The sequence below is a fragment of the Micrococcus terreus genome, from assembly GCF_900116905.1.
In the GTDB taxonomy this organism is placed as follows: domain Bacteria; phylum Actinomycetota; class Actinomycetes; order Actinomycetales; family Micrococcaceae; genus Citricoccus; species Citricoccus terreus.
The window spans coordinates 27674-44793 of the sequence record NZ_FPCG01000008.1 but is presented as its reverse complement, the minus strand read 5'-3'; the positions used below and the strand labels follow the sequence as shown (position 1 = coordinate 44793).

General features: G+C 69.9%; 8 protein-coding genes. All 8 read left to right on the top strand.

What is annotated here, in order from left to right:
• Position 1 precedes the first annotated feature (1 nt).
• The 8 genes from BM355_RS09960 (at position 2) to BM355_RS09925 (ending at position 17119) form a co-directional block, all read left to right on the top strand.
• Positions 2-6202 carry an Ig-like domain-containing protein gene (locus BM355_RS09960; protein WP_245760732.1) on the top strand — a complete coding sequence of 2067 codons (6201 nt, stop codon included), beginning with the start codon at positions 2-4 and terminating at the stop codon, positions 6200-6202.
• 81 nt (positions 6203-6283) lie between these two features.
• The gene (locus tag BM355_RS09955) at positions 6284-7282 is read left to right on the top strand and encodes an AAA family ATPase (protein ID WP_091697967.1); all 999 of its coding nucleotides are present in this window, start codon (positions 6284-6286) and stop codon (positions 7280-7282) included.
• A 14-nt stretch (positions 7283-7296) separates the two neighbouring features.
• Positions 7297-8685 carry a DUF58 domain-containing protein gene (locus tag BM355_RS09950; protein ID WP_091697965.1) on the top strand — a complete coding sequence of 463 codons (1389 nt, stop codon included), beginning with the start codon at positions 7297-7299 and terminating at the stop codon, positions 8683-8685.
• Positions 8682-11201: a transglutaminase-like domain-containing protein gene (locus BM355_RS09945; RefSeq protein WP_091697964.1), complete on the top strand. Its 2520-nt coding sequence runs from the start codon at positions 8682-8684 to the stop codon at positions 11199-11201. Before BM355_RS09950 ends, BM355_RS09945 begins: the two co-directional genes overlap by 4 nt.
• Before the next feature lie 57 nt (positions 11202-11258).
• Positions 11259-12467 carry an RDD family protein gene (locus BM355_RS09940; protein ID WP_091697962.1) on the top strand — a complete coding sequence of 403 codons (1209 nt, stop codon included), beginning with the start codon at positions 11259-11261 and terminating at the stop codon, positions 12465-12467.
• Positions 12464-13321 carry a PP2C family protein-serine/threonine phosphatase gene (locus BM355_RS09935; protein WP_091697960.1) on the top strand — a complete coding sequence of 286 codons (858 nt, stop codon included), beginning with the start codon at positions 12464-12466 and terminating at the stop codon, positions 13319-13321. The genes BM355_RS09940 and BM355_RS09935 overlap by 4 nt, the downstream gene beginning before the upstream one ends.
• On the top strand, positions 13318-15402 hold the full coding sequence (locus tag BM355_RS09930) for an FHA domain-containing protein (RefSeq protein WP_091697958.1): 2085 nt from the start codon (positions 13318-13320) through the stop codon (positions 15400-15402). Before BM355_RS09935 ends, BM355_RS09930 begins: the two co-directional genes overlap by 4 nt.
• A 7-nt stretch (positions 15403-15409) precedes the next feature.
• The gene (locus BM355_RS09925; protein ID WP_091697955.1) at positions 15410-17119 is read left to right on the top strand and encodes a serine/threonine-protein kinase; all 1710 of its coding nucleotides are present in this window, start codon (positions 15410-15412) and stop codon (positions 17117-17119) included.
• Position 17120 lies beyond the last annotated feature (1 nt).

The following is a 17120-nucleotide window of genomic DNA, read 5'->3' as shown; positions in this document are numbered from 1 at the left end:
GTTGAGTGCACGTCTGTTCGCAGGACGGTCCGGGACCGTCAAGACCACGGCCTTCGTGGGTGCGTCGGCGCTTGCCGTCACCGGTGCTGTCCTGTACCCCGGTTTCCAGACCGCCGACGTGGACCTCAATGACGGCGGCGTGTGGGTGGTCAACGCCCAGGAGAACAAGGTCGCCCATCTGAACTATCAGTCGGGGACCCTGGACGGCGGCGTCACCACCACCATGACGGAGTACGACCTCGCCCAGCACGGCAGCCAGGTCTACCTCCGCAACCTCGAGCAGGCCGCCCTCACCACCGTGGACCCAGCCGCGTTCGAGCTCACGGACGAGAACATGCTCCCCACCAACGGAAGCTTCTCCTTTGGCGAGTCCATGGTCGCTGTCTCGGACACCGGCCAGGGACGGGTCTACGCCGCCGAGTCCAGTGCTCTGGGCAGCCTGGCGGCCGAAGGCGCCGAGCCGATCTTCGAGGGCGAGGGACGGGTCATCTCTGCCGTCGGCCGGGACGACTCCGTCTGGGTGGCCGATCTGGACGGCAACCGGATCCTCGGCTTCCGCCCCCTCACCGATGAGGAGCGTCAGCAGGAGGGCACCGAGCAGGTGGGAGACGGCGGATCTCCCGACGACGGCTCCTCGCCTGAGCAGGACGGCTCGGCATCCGGTGAGGATGGGAGTGAGGATCCTGCCGGGTTCCGTCAGATCGCCGACACCGAGGTGGACGGGCTTCAGGGCCTGACCGAACCGCAGATCACCGCTGTGGGGGACACCGCGGTGGTCTTCGATCCGGCCAGTGGCACCGTGGTGACCTCCGAGGGGAACTCCTCGGCCGTCGTCGACCCGGCTGAAGGCAGGCTGCAGGCCCCCGGTCCGGATGCCGACTCGGCCGTGATCTCCCTGGCGAACAAGAACGCCCTGGTGCCGTTGGGCGGCGGCGAGCCGCAGTACGCTCCGGTGGAGAGCACCGGCACCCCCGTCCAGCCGGTGCGCGTGGGCTCCTGCACGCACTCGGCGTGGACCGGATCCGGGACCTATCTGCGGGACTGCGACGACGACTCCCAGGACACCACCGAGCAGATCCCCGAGCTGCCTGCCGAAGCCCAGCTGGTGTTCCGGGTGAACCGGGACGTGGTGGTGCTCAACGACATCAACGAGGGCAACACCTGGCTGGTGCAGGACGCGATGAAGATCGTGAACAACTGGGCCGATCTGGAACCGCCCAAGGGCGAGGGCGAGCAGGAGGAAGAGGAGTCCGACGAGGTCACCGACGCCATCGAGCTGCCTGACCGTCAGGAGGAGAACCAGAAGCCGATCGCCCGGGATGACAGCTTCGGCGTGCGGGCCGGGCGCACCACCGCGCTGCCCGTGCTGTTCAACGACGTGGACCCGGACGGCGACCTGCTCACCGCCACGCTGCGCGGGGACCAGCCTGAGCTGGGCACCGTCCAGCCCATCTATGACGGCACCGGTTTCCAGATCGTGGTCCCCGACGACGCCACGGGGCGGGCCAGCTTCACCTACCGTGCCGATGACGGACGCACCGGCACCGACGACGCACGGGTCAACCTGCGCGTGGTGCCCGAGGACGAGAACACCCCGCCGAAGCAGGAACGGGTCACCACCCTGCGGGTCCAGGCCGGCACCGAGGTCTCCCAGAACATCCTCACGGACTGGCGTGACCCGGATGGGGACGACCTTCAGCTGCTCGGCGCCACGTCCGAGGACGGCGACGTGGTCCGTGTCCGCCCGGACGGCGTCCTCACCTTCGAGGACGTCGGGAAGACCACGGGGATGAAGGAGCTGGAGGTCTCCGTCTCAGACCGGCGCGAGTCCACCACCGGGCGCGTCATGGTCGAGGTGCTGCCGCGCGGCTCCGCTCCACCGGTGACGGCCACCGACCACGTGACGGTCAACGTGGGAGAGGAGGCCCAGTTCTCCCCGCTCACCAACGACTTCGACCCCACCGGCACCTCCCTGCGGCTGGCCCACGTGGACCAGCCCAATGACGCCGACGTCTCCCTGAACGCCGACACCGGCACGGTCACCTTCCGGGGAGACCAGGAGAAGACCCACTACCTGAAGTACGTGGCCACCAACGGCCCGGCCTCGGCTCCCGGGCTGGTCCGGGTGGACGTCAAGGACCCGGAGAAGAACACCGGCGCCCCCGTGGCCGTGCGGGACGTCGCTCTGCTGCCGGCCAACGAGGACGTGCTCGTCAATGTCCTGGGCAACGACTCCGATCCCGCTGGAGGCGTGCTGGTGGTGCAGCAGGTGAGCCTGCCGGAGGAGTCCCCGGTGACCGTGGCCGTGGAACGCAATGCCTTGATCCGGGTCACCGATCAGCAGGGTCTGCGCGAGCCGTTGACCTTCACCTACACGGTCACCAACGGGTCGGCGACCTCGGTGGGCGAGGTGACGGTGATTCCGATCCCCGCCCCCGAGAAGCTGGAGCCGCCCCGTCCCAACCCGGACACCGCCGTGGTCCGTGCCGGTGATGTGGTGACGGTTCCTGTCCTGGAGAACGACGTCCATCCCAATGGGGCCGAGCTGACCCTGGAGCCGGAGCTGGCCGAGACCGTGGACGCGGAGGACGGCCTGATCTCCGTGGCCGACGACACCATCCGCTTCCGCGCCGGACAGGAGGCCAAGACCGTCTCCGCGGTGTACACCGTCTCCGGTCCGGACGGGCAGGAGGCCTCGGCCCGGGTGACGTTCCACATCCAGCCGGAGGACCTGGAGAACAACTCCCCGCCGGCCCCCGAACGCGTGGAGGCCCGCGTGTTTGCCGGCAACACCGTGGCGGTCCCGATCCCGCTGAACGGGATCGACCCGGACGGGGACTCCGTCTCCCTGGTCCAGCTGGAGACCCCGCCCACGCAGGGCACCGCCAAGGTCACCGCCGACTCCATCGAGTACTCCGCCTCCGAGGGCAGCTCCGGGACGGACTCGTTCAGCTATGTGGTCGAGGACCGGCTGGGCGCCCGTGCTGTGGGCACCATCCAGGTGGGCATCGCACCGGTCTCCTCACGCAACACCCCGCCGGTGGCCGTCAACGACTCCATCCGCGTCCGCCCGGACCGCCCCGTGGCGGTGGACGTGCTCTCCAACGACACCGACGCCGATGGCGACGAGCTCAGCTTCGTGGACTGGCTGGAGGCCTCTGAGGGCTCCGACGCCGCCCTGGTGGACGGCCGCATCCTGCTCACCGCTCCCGCCGAGCCCGGCTTCGTCTCGGTCACCTACAAGATCACCGATGGCCGAGGTGGACAGGACACGGCCACACTGACCGTGGAGTCCGACCCCGAGGCGCCGCTGCGCGCGCCGATCGCCCGCGACGACCGGGTGTCCTTCCAGGAGACCGTGGACCGTGATGAGGTCACCGTGGAGATCCTCAAGAACGACGAGGACCCGGACGGCACCGTGGAGGACCTGCAGGTCTCCCTGCCGGACGCACCGGACGGCGTGGAGCTGACCGATGATCGCCAGCTGGTGGTGCCGGTGACCTCCAACCCGCAGGTGATCACCTACCAGCTCACCGACGTGGACGATCTGAGAACCTACGGCTTCGTGGTGGTTCCCGGTGCGGGAGAGGCTCGTCCGGCCCTGGCCTCGGACACGCCCCTGGAGATCATGGCGGGGGAGACCCTGACCATGGCGCTGTCTGATCTGGTCGTGGTCCGGGACGGGCGCTCGCCCCGGATCACCGATGAGTCTCGGGTCACCTCCTCCCCGCAGTCGCAGGGATCCCTGGTCGGTTCGGCCACCGAGCTCACGTTCACCTCCGCCGATGACTACGCCGGTGCCGCCTCCGTCACCTTCGAGGTCACCGACGGCAGCGGGCCGGACGACCCCGAGGGGCTCAAGTCCGTGCTGACCCAGCCCATCCGCGTGCTGCCGCGTCCCGAGGAGAACAAGCCCCCGACCCTGCAGTCCAACACCCTCGAGGTCTCGGCCGGCGGCGATCCCGCCCGGCTGGATCTGCGCCAGGCCGCCAACGACCCCGATCCCGGTGACAACGAGCTGCTCGAGTTCGCCCTCGGAGAGCAGGAGCTGGAGGGGGTGAGCGCCTCGCTGGAGGGCTCGATCCTGACCGTTCAGGCCGATGCCGACACGCCCAAGGGCAGCCGCGGCAACCTGCCGGTCTCCGTGACCGACGGCAAGTCCGATCCGGTCAACGCCCAGGTGACGGTCACCGTCAACGCCTCGGACCGTCCGCTGACGATCGCCAATCCGGACACCGTGGCGGAGGCCCGCCAGGGTGAGCCGGTGACGGTCGATGTGCTGGCCAACGATCGCAACTTCTTCGAGGACGTCGGTCCGCTGCGGCTGCTCGCGGCGGACATGGCCGAAGGACAGGGCGTGGCCGAGGTCTCCGGGTCCAGCCTGGTCATCACCCCGGGTGAGGACTATGTCGGTCAGATGCGCGTGCAGTACACAGTGGGCGATGCCTCCATGGATCCGGCCCGTGATGTCACCGGCATGGTCACCCTGAACGTGAAGGGTCGCCCGGATGCCCCGGGTGTGCCTCGCGTGGAGTCCGTCTCGGACGGTCAGGTCGTGCTGACCTGGGATGCCCCGGCGAACAACGGATCACCCATCACCGGCTACACCGTCAAGGCTTCCGGGGTGAACCAGGCGTGCCCGGCCACCACCTGCACCATCAGCGGGCTGACCAACAACACCGAGTACACCTTCACCGTCACCGCCACCAACGACGTCGGCGAATCCGAGCCCTCTGCGGCCTCGGCGCCAGCCCGTCCGGATGTGGAGCCGGAGCAGCCCGCGCCGCCGCGGGGTACCGACGGAGACCGGAAGGTGGACCTGACCTGGACCCCGCCGGTGAACCGCGGCTCACCCATCACCGCCTATACGGTGGAGATCTCCCCGGCCCCGCCGAACGGGATCACCCAGCGGCAGACCGGCGGCACCTCACTGAGCTGGGACGGTCTGGTCAACGGCACGGCCTACCAGTTCCGGGTGCAGGCCGTGAACGATGCTGACCGCCCGTCGGAGTTCTCCGGCTGGTCCTCGTCCGTGACCCCTGCCGGCAAGCCCATGCGCCCGCTGGCGCCCTCGGCCTCCCGTGCTGAGTCCGCGGTGAACGGTGGCGTGGCCAATGTCAGCTGGACGGTACCGAACGCCAACGGCGCCACCATCACCGGGTACGACCTTCAGGTCTTCGAGGGAGGCACCCTGGTGCGCACGATCCGCGGCATCAGCGGGACCTCCCAGCAGGTCACCGATCTGAAGACGACTTCGGCGTACTCCTTCGCCGTGATCGCCACCAACCGCGTCGGCTCCTCGGAGGCCTCGGCACGCTCCACCGCGGTCACGCCCTACGGCCGGCCGAAGGCACCGGGGACACCGAAGCTGACGGCCACCGGACGCAACAACGAGCTCACGGTGGACTTCACCGCAGGCTCGGCCAACGGCTCACCCATCACCGGGTACCAGTACTCGGTCAGCGGCGGGTCCTGGCAAGCCTTCCCAGGAGGGTCTGGGGCCAGCGTGAACGTGGGCGGCAACGGCACCAACGTCACGGTGAGGGTCCGGGCGATCAACGCCGCCGGTGCCGGCGACCCCTCGGCGGTGTCCAACCAGGACAGTGCCTACGGGCCCCTGCGGGACGCCGCCAACGTGCGGGCGACCGGCGGGAAGGAGAAGGTCGACTTTTCCTGGAACTCGAGTGCCGACGCCTATGCGAACGGCCGTCCGGTGACACTCTCGGTCTCCGTCAACGGTTCCAGCACGCCGAATGACGGCTCTCAGTCGGTGAAGGTGGGGCACGACACCCAGCGCACCATCACGGTCACCGCCAAGGACAGCGCCGGGCAGACCCGGTCCTGGACAGCCAGCGCCACCTCCGACCCGGCCCCGCCGCCGCCCACTCCGCCGAGCGTGCGGATCTCCCGGGGTGCCCCGATCGATCGTCCGGGCCAGTGCTCAGGTGACCTGGGCTGCTCGGTGATCAACGCGACCGTGCAGAACATGGACCCGGGGACCTATACGGTCGAATGCTGGTACCACAACTCCTGGAGGTACCCGAACCAGGACTACCGCTTCTCCACCGCCAATAGCATCCGGGTGGGCTCCAATGGTTCGTTCTCCGGTTCCACCGGCTGCATGATCGAAGGCGACTACGTTGATCGGCTCTGGGTGGTCATCAACGGCGTGAAGTCCAACGAGATCCGCAGCCCCTGGTGACCAGGACGACCGCGCCGCCGCGCTGACACGACCCCCACTCGACCTTGACCACGAACAGCACGAACAGAGGGACATCGCACCATGACCATGACCACCGAACAGGCCGAATGGTTCGCCGGGACGTTCGAGAAGATCTCGGACAACGTCGGCCAGGCCATCCTGGGCAAGGAGAACGTGATCGCCCTGGTGCTCACCTCCATGCTCACCGACGGCCACGTGCTGCTCGAGGATGCACCGGGCACCGGCAAGACCATGCTCGCCCGGTCGCTGGCGGCCACCGTCAAGGGGACTCACTCCCGCATCCAGTTCACCCCTGACCTGCTGCCCTCGGACGTGACCGGTGTGACGATCTACGACCAGAAGACCCAGGAGTTCGAGTTCCACAAGGGCCCGATCTTCGCCAACATCGTCCTGGCCGATGAGATCAACCGTGCCTCACCCAAGACCCAGTCGGCATTGCTCGAGGTCATGGAGGAGGGCCGGGTCACCGTGGACGGCATCACCCACGCCAACGAGCGTCCCTTCATGGTCATCGCCACCCAGAACCCCATCGAGCAGGCGGGCACCTACAAGCTGCCCGAGGCTCAGCTGGACCGTTTCCTGATCAAGACCTCGATCGGCTACCCGGACCGCAGCTCCACGGTCGAGCTGCTCTCCGGTGCCGCCACCAAGGACCGCTCCGGTGCGCTCAGCCCCATCATCACCACTCAGGCGGTGCGGGACATGATCGATCTGGGGACCACGGTCCACGTGGACGGAGCGGTGCTGGACTACATCGCCGAACTGGCGGAGAAGACCCGTGAGGCCGATGAGACCCGCCTCGGCGTCTCGGTGCGCGGTGCCATGGCCATGGTGCGCGCCGCCAAGGTCTGGGCCGCCTCCCAGGGGCGGAACTATGTGCTTCCCGACGACGTCAAGGACCTGGTCCCGCATGTGTGGACCCACCGACTCGTGCTGGACCCGGAGGCCGAGTTCGCCGGCGCCACCGCGCCTGCGGTGATCACTCGAGTCCTCGCCCAGGTCCCTGCACCGCAGCAGCGTTCCGCGGCGCCGGCCTCCGCCGGAACCACTGAGTCCTGAGGATCAGCGCATCCATGTCCACTGAACAGTCCGCACCCGGCACGGCCGCGCCTGGACCCGGTCCGACCCCGGATCCGGCACAGCGGCCCACATCGGACTCGACCAACCGCAGCCAGCGTTCGGGTGAGCGCCGGGCAGCCCGCGTGCGCACCCACCCCAAACAGCTCTGGCGAGAGTTCTCCGAGTGGGGGAGCGTGGCCACCGCACCGGCACGGGAATCGACCCAGGGCTGGTGGAGGGCCACCGGGCGCCCGGCGCTGTCCATCATCAGCCCGCTCGGCTGGCTGGTCATCGTCATCACCGTCTGCGCCTGGATCGCCGGGCTGGCCCTGGGATGGGTCGAGGCACGCATCGCCGGATTCATGGGCGTGCTGCTGCTGCTGATGGGCATCGGGTTCATCCTGGGCCGTTCGGCCTACCAGGTGCGCCTGGACTTGGCCCGGACCCGCGTGGCCGTGGGAGACCGCGCCGTGGGCGGGATCGAAGTCACCAATTCCTCCGACCGCACCCTGATGCCAGCCGCCATGGAGCTGCCCGTGGGCCGGGCCACCGCGGTGTTCCAGCTGCCCCGCATGCGTGCAGCGGCCACGCACGAGGACCTGTTCACGATCCCGACGCACCGGCGCGCGGTCATCGTCGTCGGGCCGGTCCGTTCGGTGCGGCAGGATCCGCTCGGGCTGCTGCGCCGCCAGCTGGAGTGGACCGATCCTGAAGACCTCTATGTGCACCCCCGCACGGTGGCCCTGCAGGGCTCCTCGGCCGGGTTCATCCGCGATCTCGAGGGCCTGCCCACCAAGGACCTCTCCAGTGCCGACGTCTCCTTCCACGCCCTGCGGGACTACGTTCCCGGGGACGACCGCCGTCACATCCACTGGAAGACCGTGGCCCGCACGAACAAGCTCATGGTCCGCCAGTTCGAGGAGACCCGCCGGGCCCACCTGGCGATCGCCCTGTCCACCAACACCGCGGAGTACGCCACCGACCACGACTTCGAGCTCGCCGTGTCCGTGGCCGCCTCGATCGGACTGGAGGCCTTCAAGGAGCAACGCAACCTCTCCATCCGCACCCACGCCGGGCCGGTGCACACCGAGACGGGACGGAACATGCTCGATGACCTGACCCGGGTGGAGGGCAAGGTCCTGCGGGAGACCAGCATCGACGTGGCCCGGTCCACCGCTGACAACGTGCCCAACGCCTCCGTGTTCTTCCTGATCACCGGAGACCAGCCCACCGCCACGGATCTGCGCAAGGCCACCAACCACGTGCCTCCCGGAGTGCGTGCCTTCGCCATCCGGTGTGCCCACGGTGTGGAGACCTCCCGCGCGAACATCGGGGACCTGACCGTCGTCTCGGTCGGGGACCTGCAGGACCTGGGCCTGGCCCTGAGGAAGGCGGCAGCATGATGGCGCGCAGAGAGAGCGGACTGCGCCAGCCCTGGTCCCATGTGGGCATGGACGCCGCCGTCCTGCTGGTGCTGCTCACCCTGGGCCTGCTGGGCTTCCACGCCACGTTCGGTGGCGACATCCGGTACCTCGTCGCCGGCCTCGGCGGGATCGTGCTGGGACTGGCCATCGCCGTGGCCTCGGCTCACTGGCGGCTGAACGCCTGGCTCACCGCCGGCCTGACCGTCGTCGGGTACCTGCTCTTCGGCTCGGCCCTGGCTGCGCCTCTCGAGGCCGCAGCAGGATTCCTCCCCTCCCTGCCAGCCCTGCAGGTGCTGGCCCTGGGGCCGGTGACCACCTGGAAGGACATCCTGACCGTGGCCGCCCCGGTGGGGGTGCACGGCGGAATGCTGGTGGCTCCCTATCTGTCCGGTCTGGTGACCGCCCTGGTGGCCGGCCTGCTGGCCTGGCGGGTGAAACAGCCGTACTGGACCGTGCTGCCGATCACCGTGATGTTCGTGGTCGGGATCATGTTCGGCACCAAGGACGCCCCCATGCCGCTGCTGCGGGGCACCGTGCTGGTCATGGCCACCGTGGCCTGGCTGGCCTGGCGGCGGCACATGATGCGCACCCGGGGCACCCGCGTCCAGGAGGACACCGCCACCGTCTCCAGCCCGGAGTCGGCACGCCGGCTGCTGCTGCGCCGCGTGGGCATGGGAGCGGCGGTGCTGGCCGTGGCCACCCTGCTGACTGCGGCGGCCGCACCTCTGCTCACCCAGGCCGAGGACCGGCGGGTGCTGCGCGATGTGGTGGAGCCGCCGATCGAGCTCTTCGACTACCCCAGCCCGCTGATGAAGTTCCGTCAGTACGTCAAGGACGAGCACGAGACCGTGCTGTTCACCGTGGACGGACTGGGTGAGGGCCAACGAGTGCGCCTGGCGGCTCTGGACGCCTACGACGGCATGGTCTACAACGTGAATCCGATGGCCGGAGGCAACTTCTCGCCCGTGGGAGACGCCTCCCGGCTCACCGGGACCGACGAGAACCTGCCCGAGCACCGGCAGGCCGGCACCCTGGAGGTGACGATCGAAGGCTACGAGGGCGTCTGGCTGCCCGGCGGCGGGCGGCTGCGCGGCCTGGAGGCCTCCGGTCCTCGAGCCGACCAGCTCTCCCGCAGCCTGTACTACAACGACGAGAACGAGACCGCGCTGTCCACGATCCCGCTGCAGGAGGGGGACTCGTACGTGGCCGATGTGGTCTTCCCTGTGCAGATCGACTCCGGTGAGCTCGAGGGGCAGGACTTCGGGCGGATCGTGATGCCCGAGCTGCTCAACGTCCCGCAGATCGTCCCCGAACGCGCCCAGGAACTGGTGGGCGACCGCCAGCAGCCCTGGGAACGGGTCAGCGGACTGGCTTCCACGCTGCACGAGTCCGGTGCCTTCTCCAATGGACGTGAGGGAGAGGTCACCTCGCTCTCCGGGCACTACGCGGGCCGGATCTCGGCGCTGCTCGATGCCGAACAGATGATCGGCGACGACGAACAGTACGCCGTGGCGATGGCCCTGATGGCCCGGTCCCTGGACATCCCCGCACGCGTGGTGATGGGCTTCTACCCCGAGAACCTGCCGGCCGACGGCGGCCCGGTGCAGATCAAGGGCAAGGACGTGCACGCCTGGGTGGAGGTCCACTTCGGGAACATCGGATGGGTGCCGCTGGACCCCACCCCGGACAAGGACAACGAGCCCACGCCGCCCCAGCAGGAGCCCAAGTCCACACCCAAGCCTCAGGTGCTGCAGCCCCCGCCCCCGCCGCAGGAGCAGGCCGACCTGCCCCCGGACACCGCGCCGGAGCCCCAGGATGCAGAACAGCGTGAACGGGACTTCTGGGAGATCTGGGGCGAACTGATCCGGGCGATCATCTACTCGCTGATCCCGCTGCTGATCCTGTTGATCCCGCTGCTGATCATCGCCTGGCTCAAACTGCGCCGCCGCAAGCGCCGCCGCCAGGCCCAGACCCCGTCCGACCAGGTCTCCGGCGGTTGGTCCGAGGTGATGAGCTACGCCACCGATCTGGGCGCCGAGCCCCTGCGCTCCGGCACCCGGAAGGAGCACGCCGGGGCGCTGAGCAGCACCTTCCCGGCGGCTGCCGGCACCACGCTGCTGGCCCGGCGGGCCGACGCAGCCGTGTTCGGTCCGGACGAGCCGACCGAGGCGCAGGTCGCCGACTACTGGACCATGGTGGAGTCCCAGGTGCAGGACATGCGCGGATCGGTGTCCGGCTGGAGACGGCTCCGGGCCAAGTACTCGCCGCGCTCACTCATGGTGGAGGCCAAGCACCGGCGCCAGCTCAAGCAGGCCCAGCGCCGGCGCGAGCGGGACGCTGCACGGCAGAGCCGAGCCGAGGCCCGCGAGCAGCGCCGTGCCCTGGAACGTGCCGCCCGAGCCACACGGCGTGGCGGAGGCGGCTCGGAGGTCCGTACAGTGGACCAGCAGGCCACGGACACGGCGACTGGACCGGACACCTCCGGCCGGGACTGACCCAGCCGCACCACTTTCGACGATCGCAGCACCAGGAACAGGACGGGACAGGACACCGTGCAGAAGACGCTCAATCTGGTCAACGCCACGGCCGGGAAACGACTGGCGGCCTGGCTGATCGACCGGATCGTACCCGCGCTGGCCGTGGGCCTGGCCACCGGCATCACCCTGCCGGAGGTGCTGGAGACCGCCGGCAGCGCCCAGGACGACGCCCTCTTCACCTTCTGGATGGCCCTGTTGGGCGCCTCCGTGGTCTCGCTGGCCTACACCGTGTGGCTGTGGGGCTGGGAGGCCACCGCCGGGAAGACCCCCGGCAACCTGATCATGGGCATCCGCACCACCTCGGAGGACGGAATGCCGGCCGGTTGGGGCGCGATCTTCCTGCGCGGGCTGATCATCGCTCTGAGCGGCCTGGTCCCGGTGGTGGGATCGATCCTGATGATGATCTCCAACATCTGGGACCCGCATCATCAGCGCCAGGGCTGGCACGACAAGGTCGCACACACGCTCGTGGTGGACGTGAAGGCCGGACGGAACCCGCTGACCACCGGCGGGCTGTTCGGCCCATCCACGTTCGCTCCCGGCGGCATGCTCCAGCCGGGGCAGCCCGGCCACCCGGACACCGGCACGGAGGCGGTGCCGGCCGGATCACGCTGGCCCGAGTTCAATGCCGCTGTGGCCGACGGACCCATCACGGCGGTCCCCGGGCGCCCGGCGGCCCAGCCGGCCCCTGCATCCACGCCGGCCCCGGCTGCTCCGCAGAACCCGGTCGCCGCCCCACCGCAGCCGTCCCAGGATGCTCCGGCCCGGTCCGGGAGCTCCACCGGCTTCCAGGACGGGCAGGTCGTGATGGTGGGCGGCGCGGCCGATCCCGTCGACGCGGATCCGGACCGTGAGATGGGAAGCACCCAGCTGCGCAGCGAGGTCGCCCGGCCGCGCGCCATGAAGCTGACCTTCGACGACGGACAGGTCCATACGATCTCCGGGGTCGTGCTGGTGGGACGCAACCCCGCCGGAGCAGCCGGGGAGACCGTCGATGAGCTGATCCCCTTCGCGGACATGGGGCGTTCGGTGTCCAAGACCCATCTGCACCTGACCGTGGACTCCTCCGGTGTCTGGGTCACGGACCGCAATTCCACCAACGGATCGGCTCTCACCCCGAAGGGCGGCGAGCGTCAGCGGCTCGAACCGGGACAGCCGGTCCTGGCCGCCCCTGGGGCCACGGTGCACTTCGGTGACCGCCACTTCACGGTGGCTGCTGCATGACAGGCGAAGCAGCGGCACCGCGTCCCTTCCGGCTGAACTACGGGTTCGGCTCGCACCGTGGGCTGCGCCGTCAGCTCAACGAGGACTCCCTGGTGGTGACGGGGAACCTCTTCGCCGTGGCGGACGGCATGGGCGGACACGAGGCCGGTGAGGTCGCCAGCCGCATCTGCGTGGAGACCCTGGCCGCTGGTGTGAAGGAGGTCCAGGACGACCTCACGGCCGAGGACCTGCAGCACCTGATGGTGCGCGCCGATGAGGCGATCCGGGAGGCCTCCGGGGCCCGTGCCGGGACCACCCTGGCCGGAGTGGCGATCGTCAGGGAGCACCAGGGCCTGTACTGGATGGTCTTCAACGTGGGGGACTCGCGGGTCTACCGCCTCTCCGAGGACGAGTTCAGCCAGGTCAGCGTGGATCATTCTGAGGTCCAGGAGATGGTGGACCGCGGGTACATCTCCCAGGCCGAGGCCCAGCACCACCCTCGGCGCCATGTCATCACGCGTGCCCTGGGCACCGGGGAGGCCCCGGACGCGGACTTCTGGATGCTCCCGGTGCATGACGGGGACCGCCTGATGATCTGCTCGGACGGACTCACCACCGAGGTGGAGGACGAGCGGATCCGGCAGGAGCTGCAATCCCGTCACACCGCCCAGGATGCGGTGGACGGGCTGATCGGCCTGGCCCTGCGCGGGGGCGGCCGGGACAACATCACCGTCGTCGTGGTGGATGTGGAGGACTCTGCCGCCGAGTCGGATCGGAATGACACCTCCCCGCGCGATGGCGAGGAACGTGGCACCACTCGACCCCGCGACCATGAGGTCGCACCGACCAGCACGCCCACGGAGGCCCCCTCATGAGCGACTCCACCCTGATCCGCTACTCGGCCGGACCCTGGCTGGGCATGGTGCGGGGCGACTGCCTGGTGGCCCTCCCTGCGGACGCCAGCGAGGAGACGGCCGCGATCGTCTGGGACCTGATGGCAGAGACGCCAGGTGTGGACCGGCTGCTGGCCACGATCCTCTCCGGGCGCCTGGACCTGACCGGTCTGCCCTCCTTCGCACTGGTGGCCTTCCGCGGCGGTGAGGTCCACTCGATCCTGCGCGGTCCGGTCAGCCTGCAGGTGACCCTGGCCGACGGCACCGAGCAGACCCTGCGGGGCACCGGTGTGGCCACCTGGAACGAGCGGATGCTCGGCGGCGTCACGGCACTGCGGTTCGCCGTGGACGAGGACGAGTTCCACTCCGAGACCCTCCCGCTGCTGCAGGGCGCGGTGCGTCTGAGCGCCCTGGAGGCAGACCTTCCCGACGACGGCCACGCACCGTCTGCACAGCCCGCGGCTGAGGCGGTGGGCGGCGTGAGCGGGGGAGTGGGGACGCGGGCTCCGGCCACCGCCCCCCTGCTCGTGTCCGAGCCGGCCCCGCCGCAGCGCGATCCGGAGCCGGCCCCGGAATCCGAGACCGAGTCCGCGCCGGCAGAGGAGGCGGAGTCCGAGGCGGAGTCCGAGCCGGACTCAGAACCGGTTCTGGAACCGGAGCCGGACGTGGAACCGGAGTCGGCGCCGGAACCGGTGGAGGTGGAGCTCGAGCCAGCGGCTGAACCGGAGACCACACCGGCACCGGAGGCTGGCGATGACGCGGAGATCGCTGAGGAGCCCGTCGAGGACTCCGCTGACAGCCGCGAGTCCGCTGACGAGCAGGCCGATGAGACGTCCACTCTCCGGGACGCGGACACCGCCGTGGCGCCGGTCGATCCCGAGGATGAGCCCGCCCAGGATGATCGCGACGACAGCGACGACAGCGACGACAGCGACGACCTAGACGCTCCAGACGGTCCAGGCGAGGTCTCGGCTCCGGAGGCTCAGGACGACCCCGACGACGAGCACACGGTGATCTCGCCCGCCGGGCAGCAGGCGCAGCAGGAGGCCTCGCGCACCACGGTCCCCGGGCCGCAGGAGCTGATCGACTCCGTGCCGTGGCTGGCCGCCGCCCGCCAGGCCACCCAGCTCGACCCGGCACCAGGTCAGACTGAGGACCCGGACGATGCAGCCACCCAGGTCCCCGAACTGCTGGAGATGCCCGCCGATCTCGACCAGACGGTCCGCCCCGACCACGACGGCTCCGGGGACACCTCCGAGACCGGCGCCGGTGGCGAGAACGGTGCAGCCCCGGGCGAGGACGCTGATGATCAGGACGCCGACGATCAGGACACCGTGCTCAGTGTCCCCGCACCGGCCCCGGCCCCATCCCAAGACCCGGACGACGCCGACACCGTGATGAGCCCCGGCTCGGCATCCGTCCCGCCCGCTCCGTCCGCACCACCGGCGTCACCCGCCATGCCCCCGGGTCCCCAGGGCTCGGACGGTCTGGACGAGGCCGACCATGACGGGCACACCGTGATGAAGTCAGACCTCGGTGACCTGGCTGACGTCGGGACTGCCCCTTTGCCCCCTGCCCAAGCGGCACCCGCCCCGCCCGCCACCGGGCCCATGGTGCTCGCGCGCTCCTGCTCGGAAGGGCATGCCAACCCGCCCACCACCAGCCAGTGCGCGGTGTGCGGACAGACCCTGGACGGAGAGGCCGCGCAGGTGCGCCGGCCCTCCCTGGGGCGGATGCGCATGTCCACCGGAGAGGTGATCGAGCTGGACCGTCCCGTGGTGATCGGACGTCAGCCGCAGGCCCACCGGGTGGGTCCGGGCACCATGCCGCGGATGATCCAGGTGCGCAGCCCCCACGGGGACATCTCCCGCAACCACTGCGAGGTCGTCCTGGAGGGCTGGCATGTCCAGCTCAAGGACCTCAAGGCCACCAACGGCACCGTGCTGATCCGGGAGGGTCGCCCGCCGCGCCGCCTGGGCCAGGGTGAGCAGATCATGCTGCTGGACGGGGACATCGCGGACCTGGGCGACGGCGTGTCCGCGCGCTTCGAAGGCCTGTGGTGAGCCGCCGATGAGCTCCAAGAGACCTCCCGCACCGCCGCCGCACATCCCGGGGTACAAGTACGTCTCCCTGCTGGGATCGGGCGGATTCTCGGACGTGTACCTGTATGAGCAGGACCGTCCGCGCCGCAAGGTGGCCATCAAGGTGCTGCTCTCCGGGCTGAAGACCGAACGGGCCCGCCGCTCCTTCGAGTCCGAGGCCAACCTGATGGCCCAGCTCTCCTCGCACCCGTACATCGTGACGATCTACGAGGCGGACATCACCGAGGACGGGCACTCCTACCTGGCCATGGAGTACTGCTCGCGCCCCTCGCTGGATGTGCGCTACCGCCGCTCCCGGCTGGGCGTGGACGAGGTCCTGGCGATCGGGATCCAGGTGGCCTCCGCAGTGGAGTCGGCCCACCGCGCCGGGATCGTGCACCGGGACATCAAGCCGGCCAACGTGCTCACCACGGACTACAACCGTCCGGCCCTGACCGACTTCGGCATCTCCGGCACCACGGACGCCTTGGACGAGGACGCCGGCATGTCCATTCCGTGGTCCGCCCCGGAGGCCTTCACCTCGGACTCCCCGGACGGGGTGGCCATGGACGTGTGGTCCCTGGGCGCCACCCTATACACGCTGCTGGCCGGGCGGTCTCCGTTCGTGCGGCCGGGGGCGGACAACTCGCAGAAGGCGCTGATCGCCCGGATCGGGAAAGACCCGCTGCCTCCGCTGAACCGGGCGGACGTGCCGGCCTCCCTGGAACAGGTGCTGGCCACCACCATGGCCAAGACGCCCACCTCGCGCTTCCCCTCCGCGCACGCCCTGGCCCTGGCCCTGCAGCGGGTGCAGACCGAGCTGGGCCTGTCCGTCACTCCCTTCGAGGTGATGGACGAGTCCGGTGCCCTGGAGGCCGAGGACGAGGCTGAGGACCTGGGCGGGGACGCCACTCGGGTCCGGCAGATCGTCTCCATCGATCCCGAGCAGGGCGCCACCGGAGGCTCCCATCGCTTCCCGCCGCTGCCGCCGTCGTCGCCTCCCGGGGCGGGCACGGAGCTGGACACGCACGCGGACGACGCCACTGTCATGCGTCCCTCCCGCGGACCTGCGCAGCCCTGGACGCCGCAGCCTCCGGGCGGACCGGATGACGACCCCACCATCATGGGTGGACGGGTCGGCGGTGCCCTGGCCGGCTCGCGGTCCCGGTCGCGTCCCGCGCAGCGAGTTCCCGACGACGGCACCTGGGAGACCTCGGGCGTCACCGCCCAGCGGGTCGAGGTGCGGCAGAAGACCGGCGGCGCCCAGGCCTGGTTTGCGGAGAACCGAGTGGGGGTGATCGCCTCGGTGGTGGTGCTCGTGCTGGGCGTGGTGGCCGCGATCTGGCTGGCCAACACCCTGGGCGGGTCTGGGCCGGACCGTTCGCCGGAGGGCGGTCTGATCAGTGAAACTCCGGCCCTGCCGCTGCCCGAACCGGAGAAGCCCGTCCAGCCCGCCGCGGGGATCACCGCTGAGGTCTCCGGGGACGAGGCCGTGTTCACCTGGGAGAATCCGGAGCAGCGCGAGGGCGACACCTACCTGTGGCGCACCACCACCGCCACCGGCAAGGGACGGATCACCGGGGTGGAGGAGCCCACTGCCACCACGCCCGTGCTGGAGGATGACCGCACCTGCGTCGAGGTGGTGGTGGTGCGGTCCAACGGCAAGCAGTCGGAGCCGGCCGTGGGCTGCGTGGACTAGA

Bases quoted from the DNA above. Each gene is read 5' to 3' on its own strand.
- BM355_RS09945 (WP_091697964.1), top strand. From the start codon at position 8,682: ATGATGGCGCGCAGAGAGAGCGGACTGCGCCAGCCCTGGTCCCATGTG.
- BM355_RS09955 (WP_091697967.1), top strand. From the start codon at position 6,284: ATGACCATGACCACCGAACAGGCCGAATGGTTCGCCGGGACGTTCGAG.
- BM355_RS09935 (WP_091697960.1), top strand. From the start codon at position 12,464: ATGACAGGCGAAGCAGCGGCACCGCGTCCCTTCCGGCTGAACTACGGG.
- BM355_RS09925 (WP_091697955.1), top strand. From the start codon at position 15,410: ATGAGCTCCAAGAGACCTCCCGCACCGCCGCCGCACATCCCGGGGTAC.
- BM355_RS09950 (WP_091697965.1), top strand. From the start codon at position 7,297: ATGTCCACTGAACAGTCCGCACCCGGCACGGCCGCGCCTGGACCCGGT.
- BM355_RS09930 (WP_091697958.1), top strand. From the start codon at position 13,318: ATGAGCGACTCCACCCTGATCCGCTACTCGGCCGGACCCTGGCTGGGC.